Consider the following 16,243-nt stretch of genomic DNA (forward strand, 5'->3'; position numbering starts at 1 on the left):
TTTGCTTATCCGACCATTAAGCGCATGTTTCAGTAGCTGATTTGTTGCGATAGGCTATGAAGCCGCGCACAGGCACTAAGCAAATTTGACGACACACTCACACCATTTTTTTGAATAGATAGGGTATTTATTTTTCTCAGTGGGATATGCTTTTCAGGGTTGTCTCCTTCTCTTATCACTAAGCGCTCAGAGGTAATCCCCAACGAACGACCATGCTCTTGAATTACAACGTGTTGCATCCTGCCTCCTTGTTGAAATTTTTACTTGCGTTAACTCATTGATTTATGTAATTTAGGTCTTGCAACAAATCAGCTGTAAAGCTGGAATCACTTTACAGTCAATTATGGATCAAGCTCTGTATCGCACACCTTGAGTCACAAAAAGCGCCTTTCGGCGCTTTTTGTGTTTTTAGCCCTCACTATTTTGTTTGGCTAGTAACTTAGCTATATGTTCTGCTTTAACAGGTAGGCCTATAGTCAGTGCTGCTTCTGTGTGTAGCAGTTTTAAGCTTTTGTTTCTTTCTGCTCGAATAGCTGTTTTAAGTACACTTTTGAGCGTGTCAGTAATTACTGCACACTTTTCGTCGTCGTACTTATCAAAACCTAGGCTCGTTCTTTTCTTCCAAGCATCAGCTTCAACAGCTCGCTTTAGTAACAAGTTTTGTTCAAACCAAGTCTTACACACTCCACTAATGTTAATTTGCGTATTACTAGGCACTTTTATACTTAGCTGCTCTAAGTTTAGCTTTAATGCATCTGCCTTATTTTCATCGATTAGGGTTTTGACCTTAATATGCGTGCCTTTGTAGTTGGTCTTTTCTTCAAGCTCAACCACGTACCCTTTAGTTAAAACTGAGCTTTCAAAAGCGACTAAATTTGGTGAATTAAGCATAATATGCATGCTCTGCGCTTTGGGCACATCATTATTATTGAATGGATATAGCGTAAATTTATCTCGCTTGAATTGCAGTGCAACATTGCCTCTTGCAACGGTTTCATTAAACATAGTGTAATTACGTACTGGGCTATGTTTATTACGCTCAACTGATTGACCTAGAAATGCTTGGCAATAATTTTGCCACTGATTTAGCTGTTCAGCTTCGATGACAAATTGGCCTTGATTGACTTTGGCACTCCCACCACAAATGGCTTGCCAGCCAGCATAAAAGTGCTGCCATTTTTTCATCAGAGGATTGCTACTTTTTAGCTTATCAATAATGCTTGGGGCAGCTTGAAGTGCTGCTTTATTAGTATAGTAAAACAGCTGACCATCACCTTTACCAAATAACCATTTTACTGCTTTATATTCATCTGACTTTTTATCAAATTTAGTTTGTTTAGCAGCACTTAACACTCTAAACATCAAACTCAAAATAGCCTGAAGATTAGGTACATAAAATTCAACCGCTTGTTTTTGTTTTAGCTGGTAATACTGGTTCGTTGTTAACCATTCCAACATAGCCGTGGTTTTATCGACCACCTTAGTTGTAGCGCGCACAAACTCTTGGTGGCCGTTTTGCTCGTGATAATAGCCTTTAACCACTTGATTATTATCAATTGCTAGGTCATAGAATCTGATACCTAAGGCATTTTCACCAAAAATACGGCGGGAGATGACCGTATGAGGTTTGCTGGTTAAACCTTGCTGCTTAATTTTAGTCGCTAGACTTGTTGGTTTAACACTGACCTCAGGTGCGAGTTGTTCAGCCTTTATAGCTAGCATATTAAAATTACTAGCTTGGTATTCTCCCGTTTGTTTATCTATTTTAGGCCATACTGAAGTGTCACCTACATCAACGGCTAACGCCCCTTCGCCTTGATGTTGCTCTACAGCCAATGCCATTGCACACATGGCATCTATTACATGGCTATATGGCACTTGGCTATGGCCTTTTTGCTTGTTAAACGGAGTTAAATCCCACTCTGTATTAGCGAAGGTTTGCGTTAAAGTACGGCGCAAGCTGGTTGTAGAGAGTTCGTCTTGACTGTTAGCTGAGTATTCAAAGTAGTCAAAATGTAATAGGTTTTCACACTGTATCACCTTGGCTTTTTGCCAGAATATATCTGCCAGTAACTGTGCCATAAAACGCTGAGTGCCGTTTACTCTGCTTTTACTACTATGCTGTATAGCGCTAATTACTGCTTGCTTTAGTTCGTCTGTGTTTTCTAAAAACAATGTATGTCTAAATGCTGTTTGTTGTATCTCTGTGAGTGCAATGAATTGTTTGTACTGCTCAAACACAAACTGTTTTTTATTTGCATCCCAAAGCGTTGTATATAGATGCGCTTTGATCTGCTCAACATTTGCAGTGTCAAACTGCGCTTGTAAGTACGCTTTGCTTAAATCTTCAAAATGTAAAATACGATCTTGTTTTACCTTGCGATTCCCTACAGTGCTTGCTGCAATTAGATTTGCTTCGTCATTTAACACACCGTATGCACCTGAACGGGGAATAATATGATCTATATCAGCCTGATTTAAACTAAGTGCATCACCTGTGTATGGGCAAAGCTGTTTGCCAGCATCAAAAATACGGGTTTGTTTTTGCTCAAAGTATCTTTCGTCTTCAGGCGGTCGCTGCTGTTTATTTTTGCCTTGCCCTTTTAACGCGTGTAAATGGGCACTAAAATCAAAACGGTTTTGTTCTAAAATCAAAGGTATATCGACTTTGTGGCCTTGTTTTAAATGATGTTCTAATTCGGGCCATAAACGATTAACAATATGGTGGGCTTGGTGGTTTAACAATCGTTTTAAACCACCATCAATCAAACGCAAACTCATGGTTGATAAACGAGAAGCCTGCGCTACGCCTTGATTCATTTGCATTCTTGCTGCATTGTCTGCACTGCAAACAGGGCAAGTTTTCGCGAAGCCACTGCGCTCAACATTAAACAATAAACTATGTAACTGCGCGAATGTAAACAAGCTCTTATTACGTTCGAAAAAATAATCTTGCTGTATTTTGTTTGTAAAAAAGTGCTCAGCTAATTTTTGTGTTAGCACTTTTGCTTTATCAGCCAATGATTGAAGTTTTGATTCTGTCGCAATGGCTGCTTTTAGATCTATACCATAATCTTTTTGCGCTTTATGTGCATTTTTCGCCACTCCAACAATGCCTTTCGCAGAACCCTTAATTTCTGTTGCTAGCTGTTCTAACAATACAGCTTCATTGCTACCATTAAGTACCTGAAACTTGTTTTGTTCTAGCCCTAACAATTGCAATACATCGGTCAAAGCTTGGTGCTTTAGCTGTTTAGGTTTATGTTGGCAAATCTGAAAGAGCTGATCTCTGCTTTGCCATTTATTCAACTCAGAGTTTTGTGAGTTATCGCGATGAATAAAATAGCGACCTTGTTTAGTTCTTCGTCGAGCCTGATAGTATTTGTTTATTAGATGCCAAAAACTGCCCTCCTCAGGGTTGCTATTACATGCAAGTTTTAAAGTATCAGGTAACTGGCTTTGTGCTAACAAATTTGTAAGGCTTGCTTGTACCTTCTTTGTCTCTTTGCTGTTTCGCTTTAATTGATTAATTTGTTTTAACTTGCCCCAAATTTCACTAAGTTTATAAGGGCATGTTTTAACACTGGCATCAAATACAAACTGCAATGTTCGAGCCTGCAATTCGAGCAAACCATTTTGTTTTTCTATCTCTACTAGAATATTGCCTTCTTTGCTGGTCTTACAGCGTAACTTAGTTTGATATTGCTCAACCGCTTGCTGAGTTTGCTCGCAACCATTTGCAAGCAACTGAAGCCAATTTTGCCATGCAGGATATTGATTATTTAAGGTTTGAGCATTGAGTATCAACGTTTGGCAATAAGGCGGTTTTCGGTTGCTGTGTGACTCGTATGGCGCAATGGTATGCTCAGGGCTGGTTTGCAATAAAAACTGCAATATTTGGTTAGGATTTGTTTTTATGTGGCTTTTAAGGGTTTGCTTAAACTGCTTTCTTTCTGCCGTGTTTGCATCAGAGCCTTGCCAAAGCTTTAATACCCAATGACTTACATATTTGGCAAGTGTGGCATCAACTTGTTCTGAAGTAGTTGAGTCATTCAGGGCTTTATGAATACGATTGAGCAGCTTTAAGTCAAAGTTGTTCACATGGCAAAGCAGCTGCCAAAATACATTAACAAACTCACCTTGTTTAAAACCTTTTGCGTGCTTTAGCGCGTTATAAAGTTTTTTGAATTGCTTATCTTTGCTCTTCGCCATTTCTTCAATATCATGGCGCACCGCGTCAAAATAATCCCGACGATGCTTAGCTCCCGAAGTTTGCTCTTTAATTTTTTCTTGCTTTAACTCTTTCGTCACTTTTAAAAGTGCAGCAGCAGGAGAGTTTTTCTTTGGCTTTTCTATGCACTCTAAGTGCTGTTGTAATTCCTCTAACTCAAAAGCTTGTAACTGTAATAAGCTCTCTGCCACTTCTGAGAAGTCTAATTGCTCAAGCACTGATGACGCATTTTGCTCAATCAAAAAAGTTTGTAATGCAATCCAGTCTTCTTGCTCGAACTGTTCTAGTGTTTCAAAATCTATTTGAGACTCATGATAATTATAACCACGACGATTTAGAAAATGATTAATTGCTTCTGTATGACCTTGTGTTTGAAAACGATAAACACGCTCAAGTAGAAATAAAAATAACTTCTTCGCTTGCTTTCTGCGTTTACGACAACGAATTGAATGCCGCGTGGCTGTTCTATTAGTTTGTAGAAATTGATAACCGCCCTGCTTAGTCTCTGGCACTTGGGCTACAAAGGCGTTTTTTGTAACTTGATTAGCGTTAATAAAGCTTTCAAGTTTAGTACCCGCTGCATAACTTAAATTAAACACGCCGGTATTTTTTGCGCCAAGATCTAGCGCGATAGGATAAAGCCACTTCATTAAACTATTCCTTATTATTGAGCTGTAAATCCAATTTTTTCACTGCTCGATTTTAAATTCGTTTTTGTTTACCTTACCCAAGCAGTTGCTTTGTAACAATAAAAAGGCGTTTAATTGTTGATCTGAACACATTACAGCAGATTACAGTGTTAGTTTGTAAAGGGGCTTTACGGTTTTTAGTAAAGTAATACTTGAGTGTTTGAGCTACTTTGCGCGGGGTAAATTGCGCGATGTAAAATCGCGCCTACAGGGTTTGCTTCTATGAGAAGGTCAATTATAAGATGTAAAATTGCAACTTATAGCTTAGGCCTGAAAAATAACACCAAATGTATTGTCGCCGTAAACGACGACCTACAAGGGTATAAGTTTCGGATTGAATATAGTGTTCAGAAAATATTAAAGTTAATTAATCGGCTCGTATCTAGTCGGTAAAGCACTAAATTGCAGCCAAGTGTCGCTTTGCATCCAGCGTTTCTTTTTTGGAATTTCAATCACAAACTCATCGTCTGTTTTGTATGTTTTAGTTTTATCTTTGCTGTCTTTTACAGTAATGCTTGCAGGGGCATCAAAGGTGAATTTAATTTCGTCCATACTCGGAACGAACATAGAGAATCCGCCAGCCATGTGTTCTGTAAAATTATTGATGTCATCAAGCAAAATAAATACGTCTGAGTATTTGAGCTCTTTACTTTCTAAAGGCTTTAAACTGGTATTGAGAATGAACCCAACATCGTCTTTGCTATAGTTCGAGTGTAGTAAGGTCTTTTCGGCATCAGCCTGAGACAAGATAGGCAAATTGATATTGCCCTCTTCATCAAAAGTAGCTTTCGCAATGACTTTTTCTTCTTGTTCAAGCCAAAGCTTTATATCGTCTATTTTGATGTCTTGGTTACTTATTTGCAGCTTAAAAAGTGGGGTGAGATATTTTGATTTTACTTTATTAGTCGCTAAATCTCGGAGCTGATTTATCTTTCCATATTCAATACTACGCCCTTCGGCATAACTAAACTGACTAAAAAGAGAGCTACTAATTAATACGCTAGCAGCAAATACGGTTGATAATTTCATGATTAAGCTTCCTTGATAGAGTAGTTATGCTATTGACTGAGAAGGGTACAAGAAAGTTCAAAAAAATTTTAAAGATTATGATTTTTATAGAAAAAGAAGGCAATAAAGCGATGTTTGGCATCGCTTTATTAAAACTATGAGGATAGTAAATTAAGACTTAACAGCCATCCAAATCGCTGTTGCCACAACTAAAGCCGCAGCACCTAAAATGCCGAGCCAAGCTGTCGACTTGCTCTCTTTTGCAGGCTGCTCTGATGAACTTTCAGAAGCTGGCGCATCATTTTTCTGAGGACTGTCTGAGCTTTCATTATTTTTTGACTCACTCTCAGCCTTGCTTTCCTCTACAACAGGTGCTGTGCTAGTAGCCGCTTGTGACGCTGGGGCCGCAGTTACTTCTTCAGCTTGCTCTGTGACTTCGGTAAGCTCTAATTGCCACTGATAGCCTCTTTTTGAAAAGGTTTTAATGGCATCGTTACCAAAAATGGCACGCAAGTGGCTGATGTTCTGAAAGACGACTTGTTCAGACACGGTTTTGTCAGGCCAAACCGTTTCTAATAGCTCTGCTTTAGACAGAATTCTATCGTTATTCAAAATAAAGAACTTGAGCATATTCGCAGCTCTGTCTTTTAGCTTAATAACCTTTCCGTGGCGGGTAAGGATTTTGTGTTCACAATCGAACTGGAAAATCTGAAAACTAAACTTCATGTTTTTTAAGAAATAATTAACAACAGGTTAAGAGTAAAGGAATGAAGCCCAGAGGTAAAGCCCCTCTCTGTAAAGGGGCGTTACAATATGATTTTATTTCATGGAGTTGTACTTTTTTGTTGCTAGATATCCACACGGCAATGTAAATAATGCAACGCCTAATAAATGCCACACTAAATTAAAGCCTTGGTGCATCTCTAAAATGCTCAGACCTAACTGAGATAAATGATAGCTTGGCAATATCCATGCGAACCACTGTAGTGCTTCAGGAAACATAGTAATTGGTAGCCATAAACCTGACAGCATCGAAATGGGTAAGTAAATCAAATTTACAAGCGCGGGGGCCGATTTGGCTGAAAAACTTAAGCCCATCACTAAGCCAAGCATGCAAAATGGTAATGTGCCTAACAGCGCTAACGCATAGACCTGACCCCACTTAAGTAGCGACATACTCACGCCTGCGAATAACACGGCAAAACTAGAAAGAAGAATAAATATCAGCGTCGAAAACAATAAAGCAGTAAAAGTTTTACCCATTAAGTATTGACTAGCAGGCATAGGCGATAGCTGTTTCAACGCCAATAAGCCTTGCTCTCTATCGGTTGCGACATTGACCCCAAAATTGAATAAAGCGGGGCCCATCACCCCAAAAATAATGTAGTTTATTAGCAAATAGCTACTGGTTTTTTCATCTCCCATAGCGACACCAAAAAACAAGTAAAAGGCACATGGAAACGCTAAGGTCGGGATCACAAAGCCTAAGTTTCTAAATACACTTTTAGAATCGCACCACGCTTCTTGTTTGAGACTATATAAACTTATGCTACTCATGCTGCTTGCTCCTTGGCTGATTTGTCTGATGCTGAATTTGTCGGTGTTTTATTTTCGTGTTCAGCGGTTTCTGTCAGTGAAATAAAGGTTTGCTCTAACGATGAAGGTTTAACACTGAGTAAGTCGCAGCTAAGCCCATTTGCAAATGCTTGCTTTAACAGTGTGTTTGGTGATTTACAGCGGGTTGCGGCCTTACCCTCATTCACTTGCCACGACCACTCAGGTAATAAAGTCGAGAGTTCAGACTCATTTAGTTCGCAAGCAAAGCTCACTTCACTTAACTGCATATTGTGACTTAACTCACTTGGCGAGCCCTGTGCGATAATCTTTCCCTCATTTAAAATGAATAACTCATCGCTTAGGGCTTCAGCTTCTTCCATATAGTGCGTGGTTAAAACCACCGTTTTACCCTGTGTTTTTAATTGTCGAATGGTTTGCCACATTTGTTGACGGGCATTTACGTCCATTGCCAAGCTAGGCTCATCTAAAAATACCAGTTGTGGGTCGCCAATAATGGCAATGGCAAACAGCAAACGTTGCTTCAAGCCACCTGATAATTTGCTAAATGGTGTATTTTCATGGGCATTTAAGTCACTCAAACGCAGTGCTTTTGAGACAGGCATAGGAGACTCATAGTAGCTTGCGAATAAGTTTAATTGCTCAAGTACGGTTAAATTCGCAGGTAAACTGCCTATTTGTAGCATAGCGCCTACTTTGGCCTTCGCAGCAGCAGAACCCGCTGTACTACTCAGTACTTCAATTCTGCCTTGTGACGCTTTTAAACGGCCGAGTAACAAGTTAATTAACGTTGTTTTACCAGCGCCATTGGCACCTAAAAACCCGTAAACTCGGCCCGCTTGTAGCGAGAAATCTAAGCCCTTAAGCACGGCTTTGTTACCATAGCTATGGTGTAAGTTTTTAACTGAAACTACTGCTGAATTAGTCATAGTTCACCTCGGTGTTTCTTGATTTACCATTAAACGGCTTACCGCGATTGTATTTATAAGTGCTTAATGCGAATGCGATTAAACTATATGCCATACCTAAAACTGCCCATATGATGCTTTCCATAACCAATTCCTCAGTGCGAGATTAACTTTGATGGGTTTAGTATGACTAAAGGCTTCAAAGGGTTTCAGTGAGTTTTGTCACTGATCGATATGACAAGTGTCATGTTTTTATCGACGTAGGTTATTAATTCAGTGCTGCAAATGCTAAATTAGCCCATTCAGTTTAAGGCCAGATAATTTAGGTAGCCTGTGACGCAATTTTTAAAAAATATCGGGATGGTGATCGCCATGACAATCAGTGCCAGCAGTGCAGCGAAAAAGTTCAATCATGCCTCTGAACTACCTTTAGAAGCACAAATTGGTCAAAAATTGATGCTAGATTTTCGTTATTACTGCGAAAGCGGCGAGTCAAAAGCCTGTAGACAAGGTATGACCGAGTTGCCTAAAGCACTTGCAGATTTGATTGCTAAACACCACATTGGTGGCGTGATCTTATTCGCTGAAAACGTGCCAGATACTGCGCAAATCGTAAAGCTCACCAATGACTTACAAACGGCTGCTCAGCAAGCTAAACATCCACAACCCTTGTTTATATCGATTGACCAAGAAGGTGGCCGTGTAGCTCGAATCAACCGTGCTGAGGCGACTTCTTTCACGGGTAATATGAGCATAGGAGCCACCTATCATAAATACGGTACTCACTACGCAAGTGCAGTTGCCACCGCCATTGGTAAAGAGCTAAATAGCCTTGGCATTAACGTAAACTTTGCGCCGACCGTTGATGTGAATAACAACGCGGGTAATCCGGTGATCAACGTTCGCTCTTTCTCAGAGAACTCACTTGAAGTAGCAAACATGGGCGCTGCACAAGTTGAAGCATTTGAAGCGCAAAACGTCGTTTCAGCGCTTAAGCATTTTCCGGGTCACGGTGATACCTCGGTCGATAGCCACACTGGCTTGCCGCTTGTTAAACACGATTTAAAACGCATTGAACAGGTTGAGCTGGCACCTTTTAAGTACATTATTGATAAGCACGCGCCGGGTATGATTATGACGGCGCATATTCAATACCCTGCACTCGATAACAGCACCTTTGTGAATAAGCAAGGTGAGGTCATGGTTAAACCGGCTACATTGTCGCGTAAAATTATGCATGACTTGCTACGAGAAAAGCTCAACTACCAAGGCGTAACAGTCACAGATGCACTTGATATGGCGGGGATCAGCCATTTCTTTACCCCAACATCCGCAGTGATTGAAACCTTTAAAGCCGGGGTTGATATAGCTCTGATGCCGATTGCCATTCGTACCCCTGACGATATAAAAAAGCTTGATGAACTAATGAGTGCACTGAATGCGGCAGTTGCTCTAGGTGAGCTAGATAAAACTGAAATAGCACAATCGGCACAGCGTATCATTTCACTCAAACACCAATTTTTAGCAAGCCCAGCGCCCCGCTCTGCCGCCATTGCTAAAGCGACATTAGGTAACCCTAGTCACCGACAACTTGAAAGTGAACTCGCTGTTGCGGCCATCACTCAAGTGAAAAACCAAGGTCTATTGCCTATTCAAGCTAAACACAAACGAATTCATTTAGTCATGCCTGATACACAAAAATGTCATGCTCTTGAGCAAGCCTTACTCTCTTTAAGTAAGCAAGAGTTACGCATCACCTGTAGCAGTTTACAAGGATTCGATCCAAAGCAAGCAGATCAAAATATTACTAACTCAGACCTGATCATAGCTGCCCATGCCAGCCCACAACAAAGTGCAGTTGAGATTGGTGGCATGGATGATGTAAAGGCCCTTGACAGTTTTAAGCTCAAACGAAGCGAACAGCCAAAAGCACTATTAGCGCTGCTTAAGCAGGCAAAGCTTGCTGAAAAGCCAACGCTATTTATTAGCCTGCGCGCCCCTTATGAGATACCGAGTTATGCGCCTTACGCACAAGCAGTTTTGGCCAGTTACGCCTACAATATTGATGTAGTTAGTAAAAATGTGATCTCTGGTCCTGCGTTTACTGCGCTCGCTAAAGTGATTTTGGGCTTAGACAAGCCAGAAGGCCAACTTCCTGTCAGTATTTAAAGGAGGAAAACATGTTATTAAATTGCGATTTAGGCGAAAGCTTTGGCGCATGGCAAATGGGGTTAGATAGCCATGCCATGCAAGTAATTGATTTAGCAAATATTGCTTGTGGCTTTCACGCCGGCGACCCTGATGTGATGGCACAAACCCTAACGCTTGCTAAACAACATAACGTGCAAATTGGAGCTCATCCAAGCTATCCCGACAAGCAAGGCTTTGGTCGACGTTCGATGAAGCTCAGTCATGATGAGTTAGTAAATTGTTTGCACTATCAAATTGCTGCGCTAGATGGCATGGCACAAGTACACTGTTTATCAATTAGTTATGTAAAACCACATGGTGCACTATATAACGATATGATGGCAGATAATGGTATTTTAGAGACGGTCATGCAGGCAGTGAGTAGCTATTCAAAGCCACTAAAACTAATGCTATTAGCAACCAATGAGCAAGCTTCACACTTGGCCATGGCTGAAAAATATAACCTACCATTGTTATTTGAAGCTTTTGCGGATCGCTTATATACCAACGAAGGGCGTTTAACCCCTAGAGCTGAGCCTAATGCGGTGCATGACAAGCCTGCGTTATTAGCGCAAGTAAAGCAGTTATTAACTCAAGGCACAGTCAGAACGGGCTCTGGAAGCGCGTTGGCACTAAAAGCAGATACCTTGTGTGTGCACGGCGATAATGAAGCCAGTATTGCCTTAGTCAAAGAGATTAAGCAATTGATAGAAAATACTAATCCTAAATAATACTCAATCATTTTGAGGGACTAAAACTAACACTAGCTTCGTTAAAAATTTCTTATTTAGAACAACTAAATAGCAAAATTTTTGCCTTGCCTACATGGACGTATTTACCTAGGCGATAGCAGGACGCGTGAGCGGTGCAATCGACAAGTTTTCCTTGCCCCAAAATAAATCGCTTCATTAAGAGGATTGGTATAAAAAATCACGAAAATATTGTTCAGACACAAAAAAGCCAGATCAAAATTTTACCTAGTAAAAATATGATCTGGCTTTTTCAATTAAGCTAAAGTGTTTAAGCGCTTCGCGTTGCGATAGCAGGCTCAACTCTTGACGCTTGCAGTGCAGGGTAACTTACTGATAGCTGACCTAACACAAACAATGCTGCCATACCTGATAATAAATACGGCAGCGGTACAGGTGTTAAACCAAAGTGTTGAGCAAATTGTTCGCTCAGTGATAATGCTGCAATAAAACCAATAACAAGCCCTGTAAGGCTGACCACAGCGTTTTCAAGCATAAAGAACCGCATTACCTGCCCTTTGCTTGCACCTAATGCTCTGCGTGTGCCTATCTGTCTTTTACGGCGATTTACTGAAAAGCGCGCTTGGCCGTAAATGCCTAGGCTCGTCGCAAATAATAATCCAACACAGACTGATATAAGTAGTTTGCTACTCGCATTATCATCTTTATACGCCCTTAACCTCACCTCTTCCATCGTCTGCATTTTTTCAATGACGCGTCCGGGTGTGTTTAGAAGTACTTTATTGACTTCTTCCATTACATTCTCGAGCTGTCCAGGCTCTGCCCTTACAAAATAACGAATTGTATTATCTACTTCGATAACGGGATAAATAATTGAACCGTTTACACCATACCACCGTGGCCAAGCACCTTGCATGGCCTCTACTATTCCTTTAATGCGTTGAGGTGTGTTAGTTGTATATATGGTCTGTCCAACGGCTTGACGCCAATCATCGGGGCTCACTAACTCTGCAAAGGCTTTGGTAATTAATATACTTGAAGAGATATTATGATTACCAGTCATGCTCACAGTTGTATCACTTAAGGCTAGGTTTTCTCCAGCAATTAAATTAAGGCCTAAGTTCTCAACAATATGTTCATCAGAACCATAATAACCAGCATTATCTATTGGGTATTCATCATCCAAGTTTCGATATACTGAAACATAATTACCCCACAATCCTAGAGGTACACCGTTTAAAGGAGAAACCACTTGAACCCCCTCAATTGCGCGTAAACTAGCCAAGTCATGACTCAAGTTTGCTACAAACTTCTCTGAGGGTCCCTGCAAATTCGTCAAAACATAAAATGCGTTCTCTTCATCAACACCTGTGGGTCTGGACATCAACTTTTCACGTTCACTGATCATATTTGCAGCATTCACCATTACCATAAAAGTGACTGATATTTGCAAAATAAGAAGAAAAGGTACTAATTTCTCTTTAAATAAAGCTTTAATTATCGGGGCTAAATCTTTCATGCTTAACTCCTATAAACTTTTCAGTTGGCTTGAAAGTTGAACACGGCTGGCTTTTAGAATCGGTATCAAACCAAAAACGCAACTGATCACAACAGCCAAAGCCAAGGTAGCAATCACTATTAAGGCATTCATTTGCATCAGCGAACTATGTAAGTGACTGTATAAATTCGTCATAGCAACTAAGCCAAGTTGCGCCAACAGCAGACCGAATACACCACCAATAAAGCCTACAACCGCTAGTTCCACTGAAAATTGTGCAATTAAATGCTGCCTACTTGCTCCGACAGCACGGCGTAATCCAGCTTCTCCGGCTTTACCATGGAATTTCGCCATCATCAGCCCCATGCAGTTAAGTAAGCAAACAATTAAAAAGAGTGCGGCAAGCCACACTGCTATTTTGCTATCTTCAGGGACAATCTTTTCTTCGCTAAGATATTGTTTAACAGATACAAGTTTATTCAAAATGCGGTTAGCAAAGCGCCCTTGTGCTTGCTGCTGTTGCGCATAGTTATCTAAAAACAGTTGGAATTGCTGCTTTTTTTCATCATTTTCTAGCTCAGCCCAAATTTTGATCCAAGTACATTCCGATGCGAGAAAAGCAGCTGTACTTTCATCTTCAGCAGGCTTCCAACAAGAAATATTAATGAGTGAGGTAGTAAAAATTTCTTTGCTAACTTGTGTACTAAATGGCATGAAAATATCGAAAGGTTGTGAGTACATAGCATTATTTTGGCCATAGAATTTAGGAACTATTAACCAATCATCAAGCACGCCCACTACTTGATATAAATCCTCGCCTAACTGTAGTGATTGGCCAATTGAGTTTTCTCCATCAAAAAAGCGCATATTCGCTTGTTTAGTTAATACAACAACTTGCTCTGCGTTGCTATCTGCAGTTTCATCCCAGCCTCTGCCATATAAAAATGGCACTTCAAGCATTGGAAAAAAATCAGCACTGGTTGTGCGTACTTCTCTTGTTACTGCAGTGTCATACTTGGCTGGATTTTTTACGGTAGTACGGATTGCACTAATCACAGCTTGATATTTGGGAATATCAGATTTGAGGATGTTCATTGCATCCTGATAGGTCATTTCTGGAGGGATAGTATCTAGGTAACTGTAATCTACGCCATCACCTCTACTATCTATTTGCACGGAATATAAGTTGTCACTTTTTGAAGGTTTGGGGTCTTGGCTCATCATATAGTTGACGGTGTAGGTCGTCATTGTTGCACCAATGCCCATAGCAATAAGCATTACCATTAAAAAACTAAGTAATGGTGTTCGCTTAAGGCTAATCATCGCTAATTTCACATAATACGAAAACATCATGACTCCTTAAGCGATAGCTTGAGTCAAAATAGACGATTCTTCACTTAGCACACCATCTTTTATTTGCACAATTCGCTGTGCAAGTTGTGCCTGCTCATTATCATGGGTCACCATAATAATCGTCGTGCCTGACGCATTAATGTCTTGCAGCAATGTCATAATGCCTTGCGCCATTTTTGAGTCTAAATTACCTGTAGGCTCATCGGCAAAGATAACTCTTGGTGAACCTGCAATCGCCCGGGCAATAGCAACACGCTGCTGCTGACCACCCGATAATTGTGTTGGATAATGATTTTTACGACCAGCAAGGCCAACTTGCTCTAACGCTTTCATGATGCGCTCATCACGCTCTTTTGTATTGAATTTTCGATAGCGCAGAGGCATATCAATATTGTCGTATAAATTAAGTTCAGGGATCAGATTAAAACTCTGAAAAACAAAGCCGATTTTTTCATTTCTATAAGCCGATTTTTGCTTATCAGACATCTTAGAAACATCTTGCCCATCGAGCTCATACAGACCTTCGCTATGATTTTCGAGTAGCCCAGCAATATTTAAAAAAGTGGTTTTACCCGAACCAGAAGGACCGATAACTGAAACAAACTCTCCCTGCCCTATAGCTAAATCAAATGGCTGAAGCGCCTGTGTTTTAATATCAGAAGTTATGTAGGCTTTTGCAAGCCCAGTCATTTTCAACATTTCCTTTCCTTATTTTTTATTCTTCCAAAACGATGAGATAAGTTGCTACTCCGTTGAGCAAACTTAATAAATATATTTTATTGAAGCACTCTGACGCTTGAAGCCTTTTCAAAAATTCGATAGTCAGAAATAACCACCTTATCGCCGAGCGCTAGACCTGAAATCACCTCTACTTTAGATAAACTTTTCGTACCGAGCTTTGCTGGCACTTTTACCGCTTCGTTATCACGTAGTACATAGATGTGCATACCATCATAGCTTTGTAAAAACCGTCCTCTCGGAAGGTAATTTACTTGCGTTCTTTGTTCTAATATTAAGCGTGTTGTGAGCCGCTGATTCTGTCGTAAGTTATCTGGTGCTGTGCCCGTAAACCTCACCTTACCTTGCACACTACCCTGTGTTATTTCAGGAGACATAGCAACAAGATTGCCCATGAAGGCTTGATCATTGAAATTAATTTCAGCTTCTATACCTAGGGCTAAATCATCGGCATAACTTTCAGGTATTAGCACTTCGACTTCATATTCACTTAAGTCCACCACACTCATTAAGGGTTGGTTTTTGCTGACTGTATTTTTTTGCTCTAGGTTTAAATTACCTACTAAGCCAGCTACAGGAGAGCGTATCTCAAGGCCGAGAACTTGCCTCTGCAATTCAGTCACTTTCACTTCTTGAGCATTGTATTCAAGTGCTCTGGTTTGAATCTCAAATTGTTGACTTTCTTTTAGTAGCGCCACTTCTTTATTTACATGTTCAAATTCTCGAAGTGCATTTTCTAAATCATCTTTGGCTTTTTGAAAATCGATATCACTGATAATTTGATTGGCTTTCGCTTCTTCTGAGCGACGCATTTCTCGTTTCGCAGCGTTTAGTGCTACTCTTGCTTGCCCAATGCGGTTTTCTTGTTGTAATTGAACGTGTTTAGCCTGGATTTTCTCTCTCGCCAGTTGCGTTCTCAACCTTGAAAGTTGGGTGTTTTCTTGTTCGAACAAGCTTTGTAATTCAGGGCTTTCTATTTGCGCTAACGCTTGACCCATTGCTACTCGATCGCCCGCATCAACTAAATAGGTTACTGTGCCTTGTGCAGGGCTGTATAAAACAGGGCGACGGGCAGCTATCACTTTACCTTGCACAGATAAATCTCGGATAAACTCGCCTTGTGTCACTTGTGCAAGCTTCAATTTATCAAGAGTAATTGCAGATTTACCACCCACCCAGTTTTCAACTAAGGGAAGAATAAAAGCATAACAAAACGTTAGAAATGTAAATAATAAGGCGACATAGATAATGCGCTTTTTATTATGTTTAGGCGTGACGACTTTTGAGTCCTGTGCACTGGTATCTGGAATATAACTCATTAAAAACCCTTGCTAATCCGTAGC

Annotated in this window: 12 protein-coding genes, 1 pseudogene and 1 CRISPR repeat array (1 of these 14 cut by a window edge); of the genes and pseudogenes, 2 read left to right on the forward strand and 11 right to left on the reverse strand. The window is 40.4% G+C overall.

The features are described 5' to 3' along the window. A CRISPR array of direct repeats spans positions 1 to 63; the repeat unit is 37 nt; unit sequence GTTTCAGTAGCTGATTTGTTGCGATAGGCTATGAAGC; it begins 333 nt to the left of the window's first position. A gap of 59 nt (positions 64 to 122) precedes the next feature. The 7 genes and pseudogenes from CWB72_RS21115 to CWB72_RS21005 form a co-directional block, all read right to left on the reverse strand. Continuing rightward, positions 123 to 239, reverse strand: a pseudogene (locus tag CWB72_RS21115) (hypothetical protein); the annotation flags it as partial. Between the two features lie 169 nt (positions 240 to 408). Further along, positions 409 to 4,881, reverse strand: coding sequence for a hypothetical protein (locus CWB72_RS06705; protein ID WP_138630114.1), 4,473 nt, complete (start codon positions 4,879 to 4,881; stop codon positions 409 to 411). 402 nt (positions 4,882 to 5,283) lie between these two features. Then, the gene (locus CWB72_RS06710) at positions 5,284 to 5,949 is read right to left on the reverse strand and encodes a hypothetical protein (protein WP_138630116.1); all 666 of its coding nucleotides are present in this window, start codon (positions 5,947 to 5,949) and stop codon (positions 5,284 to 5,286) included. 150 nt (positions 5,950 to 6,099) lie between these two features. Continuing rightward, the gene (locus CWB72_RS06715) at positions 6,100 to 6,558 is read right to left on the reverse strand and encodes a winged helix-turn-helix domain-containing protein (RefSeq protein ID WP_171037233.1); all 459 of its coding nucleotides are present in this window, start codon (positions 6,556 to 6,558) and stop codon (positions 6,100 to 6,102) included. 189 nt (positions 6,559 to 6,747) lie between these two features. Further along, positions 6,748 to 7,485 (reverse strand): ABC transporter permease, encoded by a 738-nt coding sequence (locus CWB72_RS06720; protein ID WP_138630120.1) that lies wholly within the window; start codon positions 7,483 to 7,485, stop codon positions 6,748 to 6,750. After that, positions 7,482 to 8,432, reverse strand: coding sequence for an ABC transporter ATP-binding protein (locus CWB72_RS06725; RefSeq protein WP_138630122.1), 951 nt, complete (start codon positions 8,430 to 8,432; stop codon positions 7,482 to 7,484). The genes CWB72_RS06720 and CWB72_RS06725 overlap by 4 nt, the downstream gene beginning before the upstream one ends. Then, positions 8,425 to 8,556 (reverse strand): hypothetical protein, encoded by a 132-nt coding sequence (locus CWB72_RS21005; protein WP_289508440.1) that lies wholly within the window; start codon positions 8,554 to 8,556, stop codon positions 8,425 to 8,427. The genes CWB72_RS06725 and CWB72_RS21005 overlap by 8 nt, the downstream gene beginning before the upstream one ends. 227 nt (positions 8,557 to 8,783) lie before the next feature. Here CWB72_RS21005 and CWB72_RS06730 point away from each other — a divergent pair, with 227 nt between their 5' ends. Together CWB72_RS06730 and CWB72_RS06735 are read left to right on the forward strand one after the other, a co-directional pair. Then, on the forward strand, positions 8,784 to 10,580 hold the full coding sequence (locus tag CWB72_RS06730) for a glycoside hydrolase family 3 protein (RefSeq protein ID WP_138630295.1): 1,797 nt from the start codon (positions 8,784 to 8,786) through the stop codon (positions 10,578 to 10,580). An 11-nt stretch (positions 10,581 to 10,591) separates the two neighbouring features. Further along, entirely contained in the window at positions 10,592 to 11,332 is a 741-nt protein-coding gene (locus tag CWB72_RS06735) for a 5-oxoprolinase subunit PxpA (protein WP_138630124.1), read from the forward strand. 289 nt (positions 11,333 to 11,621) lie between these two features. Here CWB72_RS06735 and CWB72_RS06740 read toward each other — a convergent pair whose 3' ends face one another. The 4 genes from CWB72_RS06740 to CWB72_RS06755 all read right to left on the reverse strand — a co-directional run bounded on the left by CWB72_RS06740 (position 11,622) and on the right by CWB72_RS06755 (position 16,219). After that, complete coding sequence (locus tag CWB72_RS06740) at positions 11,622 to 12,830, reverse strand: ABC transporter permease (protein ID WP_138630126.1); 1,209 nt, start codon at positions 12,828 to 12,830, stop codon at positions 11,622 to 11,624. A gap of 9 nt (positions 12,831 to 12,839) precedes the next feature. Beyond that, complete coding sequence (locus CWB72_RS06745) at positions 12,840 to 14,162, reverse strand: ABC transporter permease (protein ID WP_252371505.1); 1,323 nt, start codon at positions 14,160 to 14,162, stop codon at positions 12,840 to 12,842. Positions 14,163 to 14,168: 6 nt separating this feature from the next. Continuing rightward, positions 14,169 to 14,861 carry an ABC transporter ATP-binding protein gene (locus CWB72_RS06750; RefSeq protein WP_138630128.1) on the reverse strand — a complete coding sequence of 231 codons (693 nt, stop codon included), beginning with the start codon at positions 14,859 to 14,861 and terminating at the stop codon, positions 14,169 to 14,171. A 77-nt stretch (positions 14,862 to 14,938) separates the two neighbouring features. Then, a complete protein-coding gene (locus CWB72_RS06755; protein ID WP_138567742.1) occupies positions 14,939 to 16,219 on the reverse strand; it encodes an efflux RND transporter periplasmic adaptor subunit in 1,281 nt (426 codons plus the stop codon). Positions 16,220 to 16,243: the final 24 nt, after the last annotated feature.

This window comes from Pseudoalteromonas phenolica, assembly GCF_005886345.1.
In the GTDB taxonomy this organism is placed as follows: Bacteria; Pseudomonadota; Gammaproteobacteria; order Enterobacterales; family Alteromonadaceae; genus Pseudoalteromonas; species Pseudoalteromonas phenolica_A.

Coding starts and splice junctions, on each gene's coding strand:
- CWB72_RS06755 (WP_138567742.1), bottom strand. CDS start 16,219: ATGAGTTATATTCCAGATACCAGTGCACAGGACTCAAAAGTCGTCACG.
- CWB72_RS06710 (WP_138630116.1), bottom strand. CDS start 5,949: ATGAAATTATCAACCGTATTTGCTGCTAGCGTATTAATTAGTAGCTCT.
- CWB72_RS06745 (WP_252371505.1), bottom strand. CDS start 14,162: ATGATGTTTTCGTATTATGTGAAATTAGCGATGATTAGCCTTAAGCGA.
- CWB72_RS06730 (WP_138630295.1), top strand. CDS start 8,784: ATGACAATCAGTGCCAGCAGTGCAGCGAAAAAGTTCAATCATGCCTCT.
- CWB72_RS06720 (WP_138630120.1), bottom strand. CDS start 7,485: ATGAGTAGCATAAGTTTATATAGTCTCAAACAAGAAGCGTGGTGCGAT.
- CWB72_RS06715 (WP_171037233.1), bottom strand. CDS start 6,558: ATGCTCAAGTTCTTTATTTTGAATAACGATAGAATTCTGTCTAAAGCA.
- CWB72_RS06735 (WP_138630124.1), top strand. CDS start 10,592: ATGTTATTAAATTGCGATTTAGGCGAAAGCTTTGGCGCATGGCAAATG.
- CWB72_RS06705 (WP_138630114.1), bottom strand. CDS start 4,881: ATGAAGTGGCTTTATCCTATCGCGCTAGATCTTGGCGCAAAAAATACC.
- CWB72_RS06750 (WP_138630128.1), bottom strand. CDS start 14,861: ATGTTGAAAATGACTGGGCTTGCAAAAGCCTACATAACTTCTGATATT.
- CWB72_RS06725 (WP_138630122.1), bottom strand. CDS start 8,432: ATGACTAATTCAGCAGTAGTTTCAGTTAAAAACTTACACCATAGCTAT.
- CWB72_RS21005 (WP_289508440.1), bottom strand. CDS start 8,556: ATGGAAAGCATCATATGGGCAGTTTTAGGTATGGCATATAGTTTAATC.
- CWB72_RS06740 (WP_138630126.1), bottom strand. CDS start 12,830: ATGAAAGATTTAGCCCCGATAATTAAAGCTTTATTTAAAGAGAAATTA.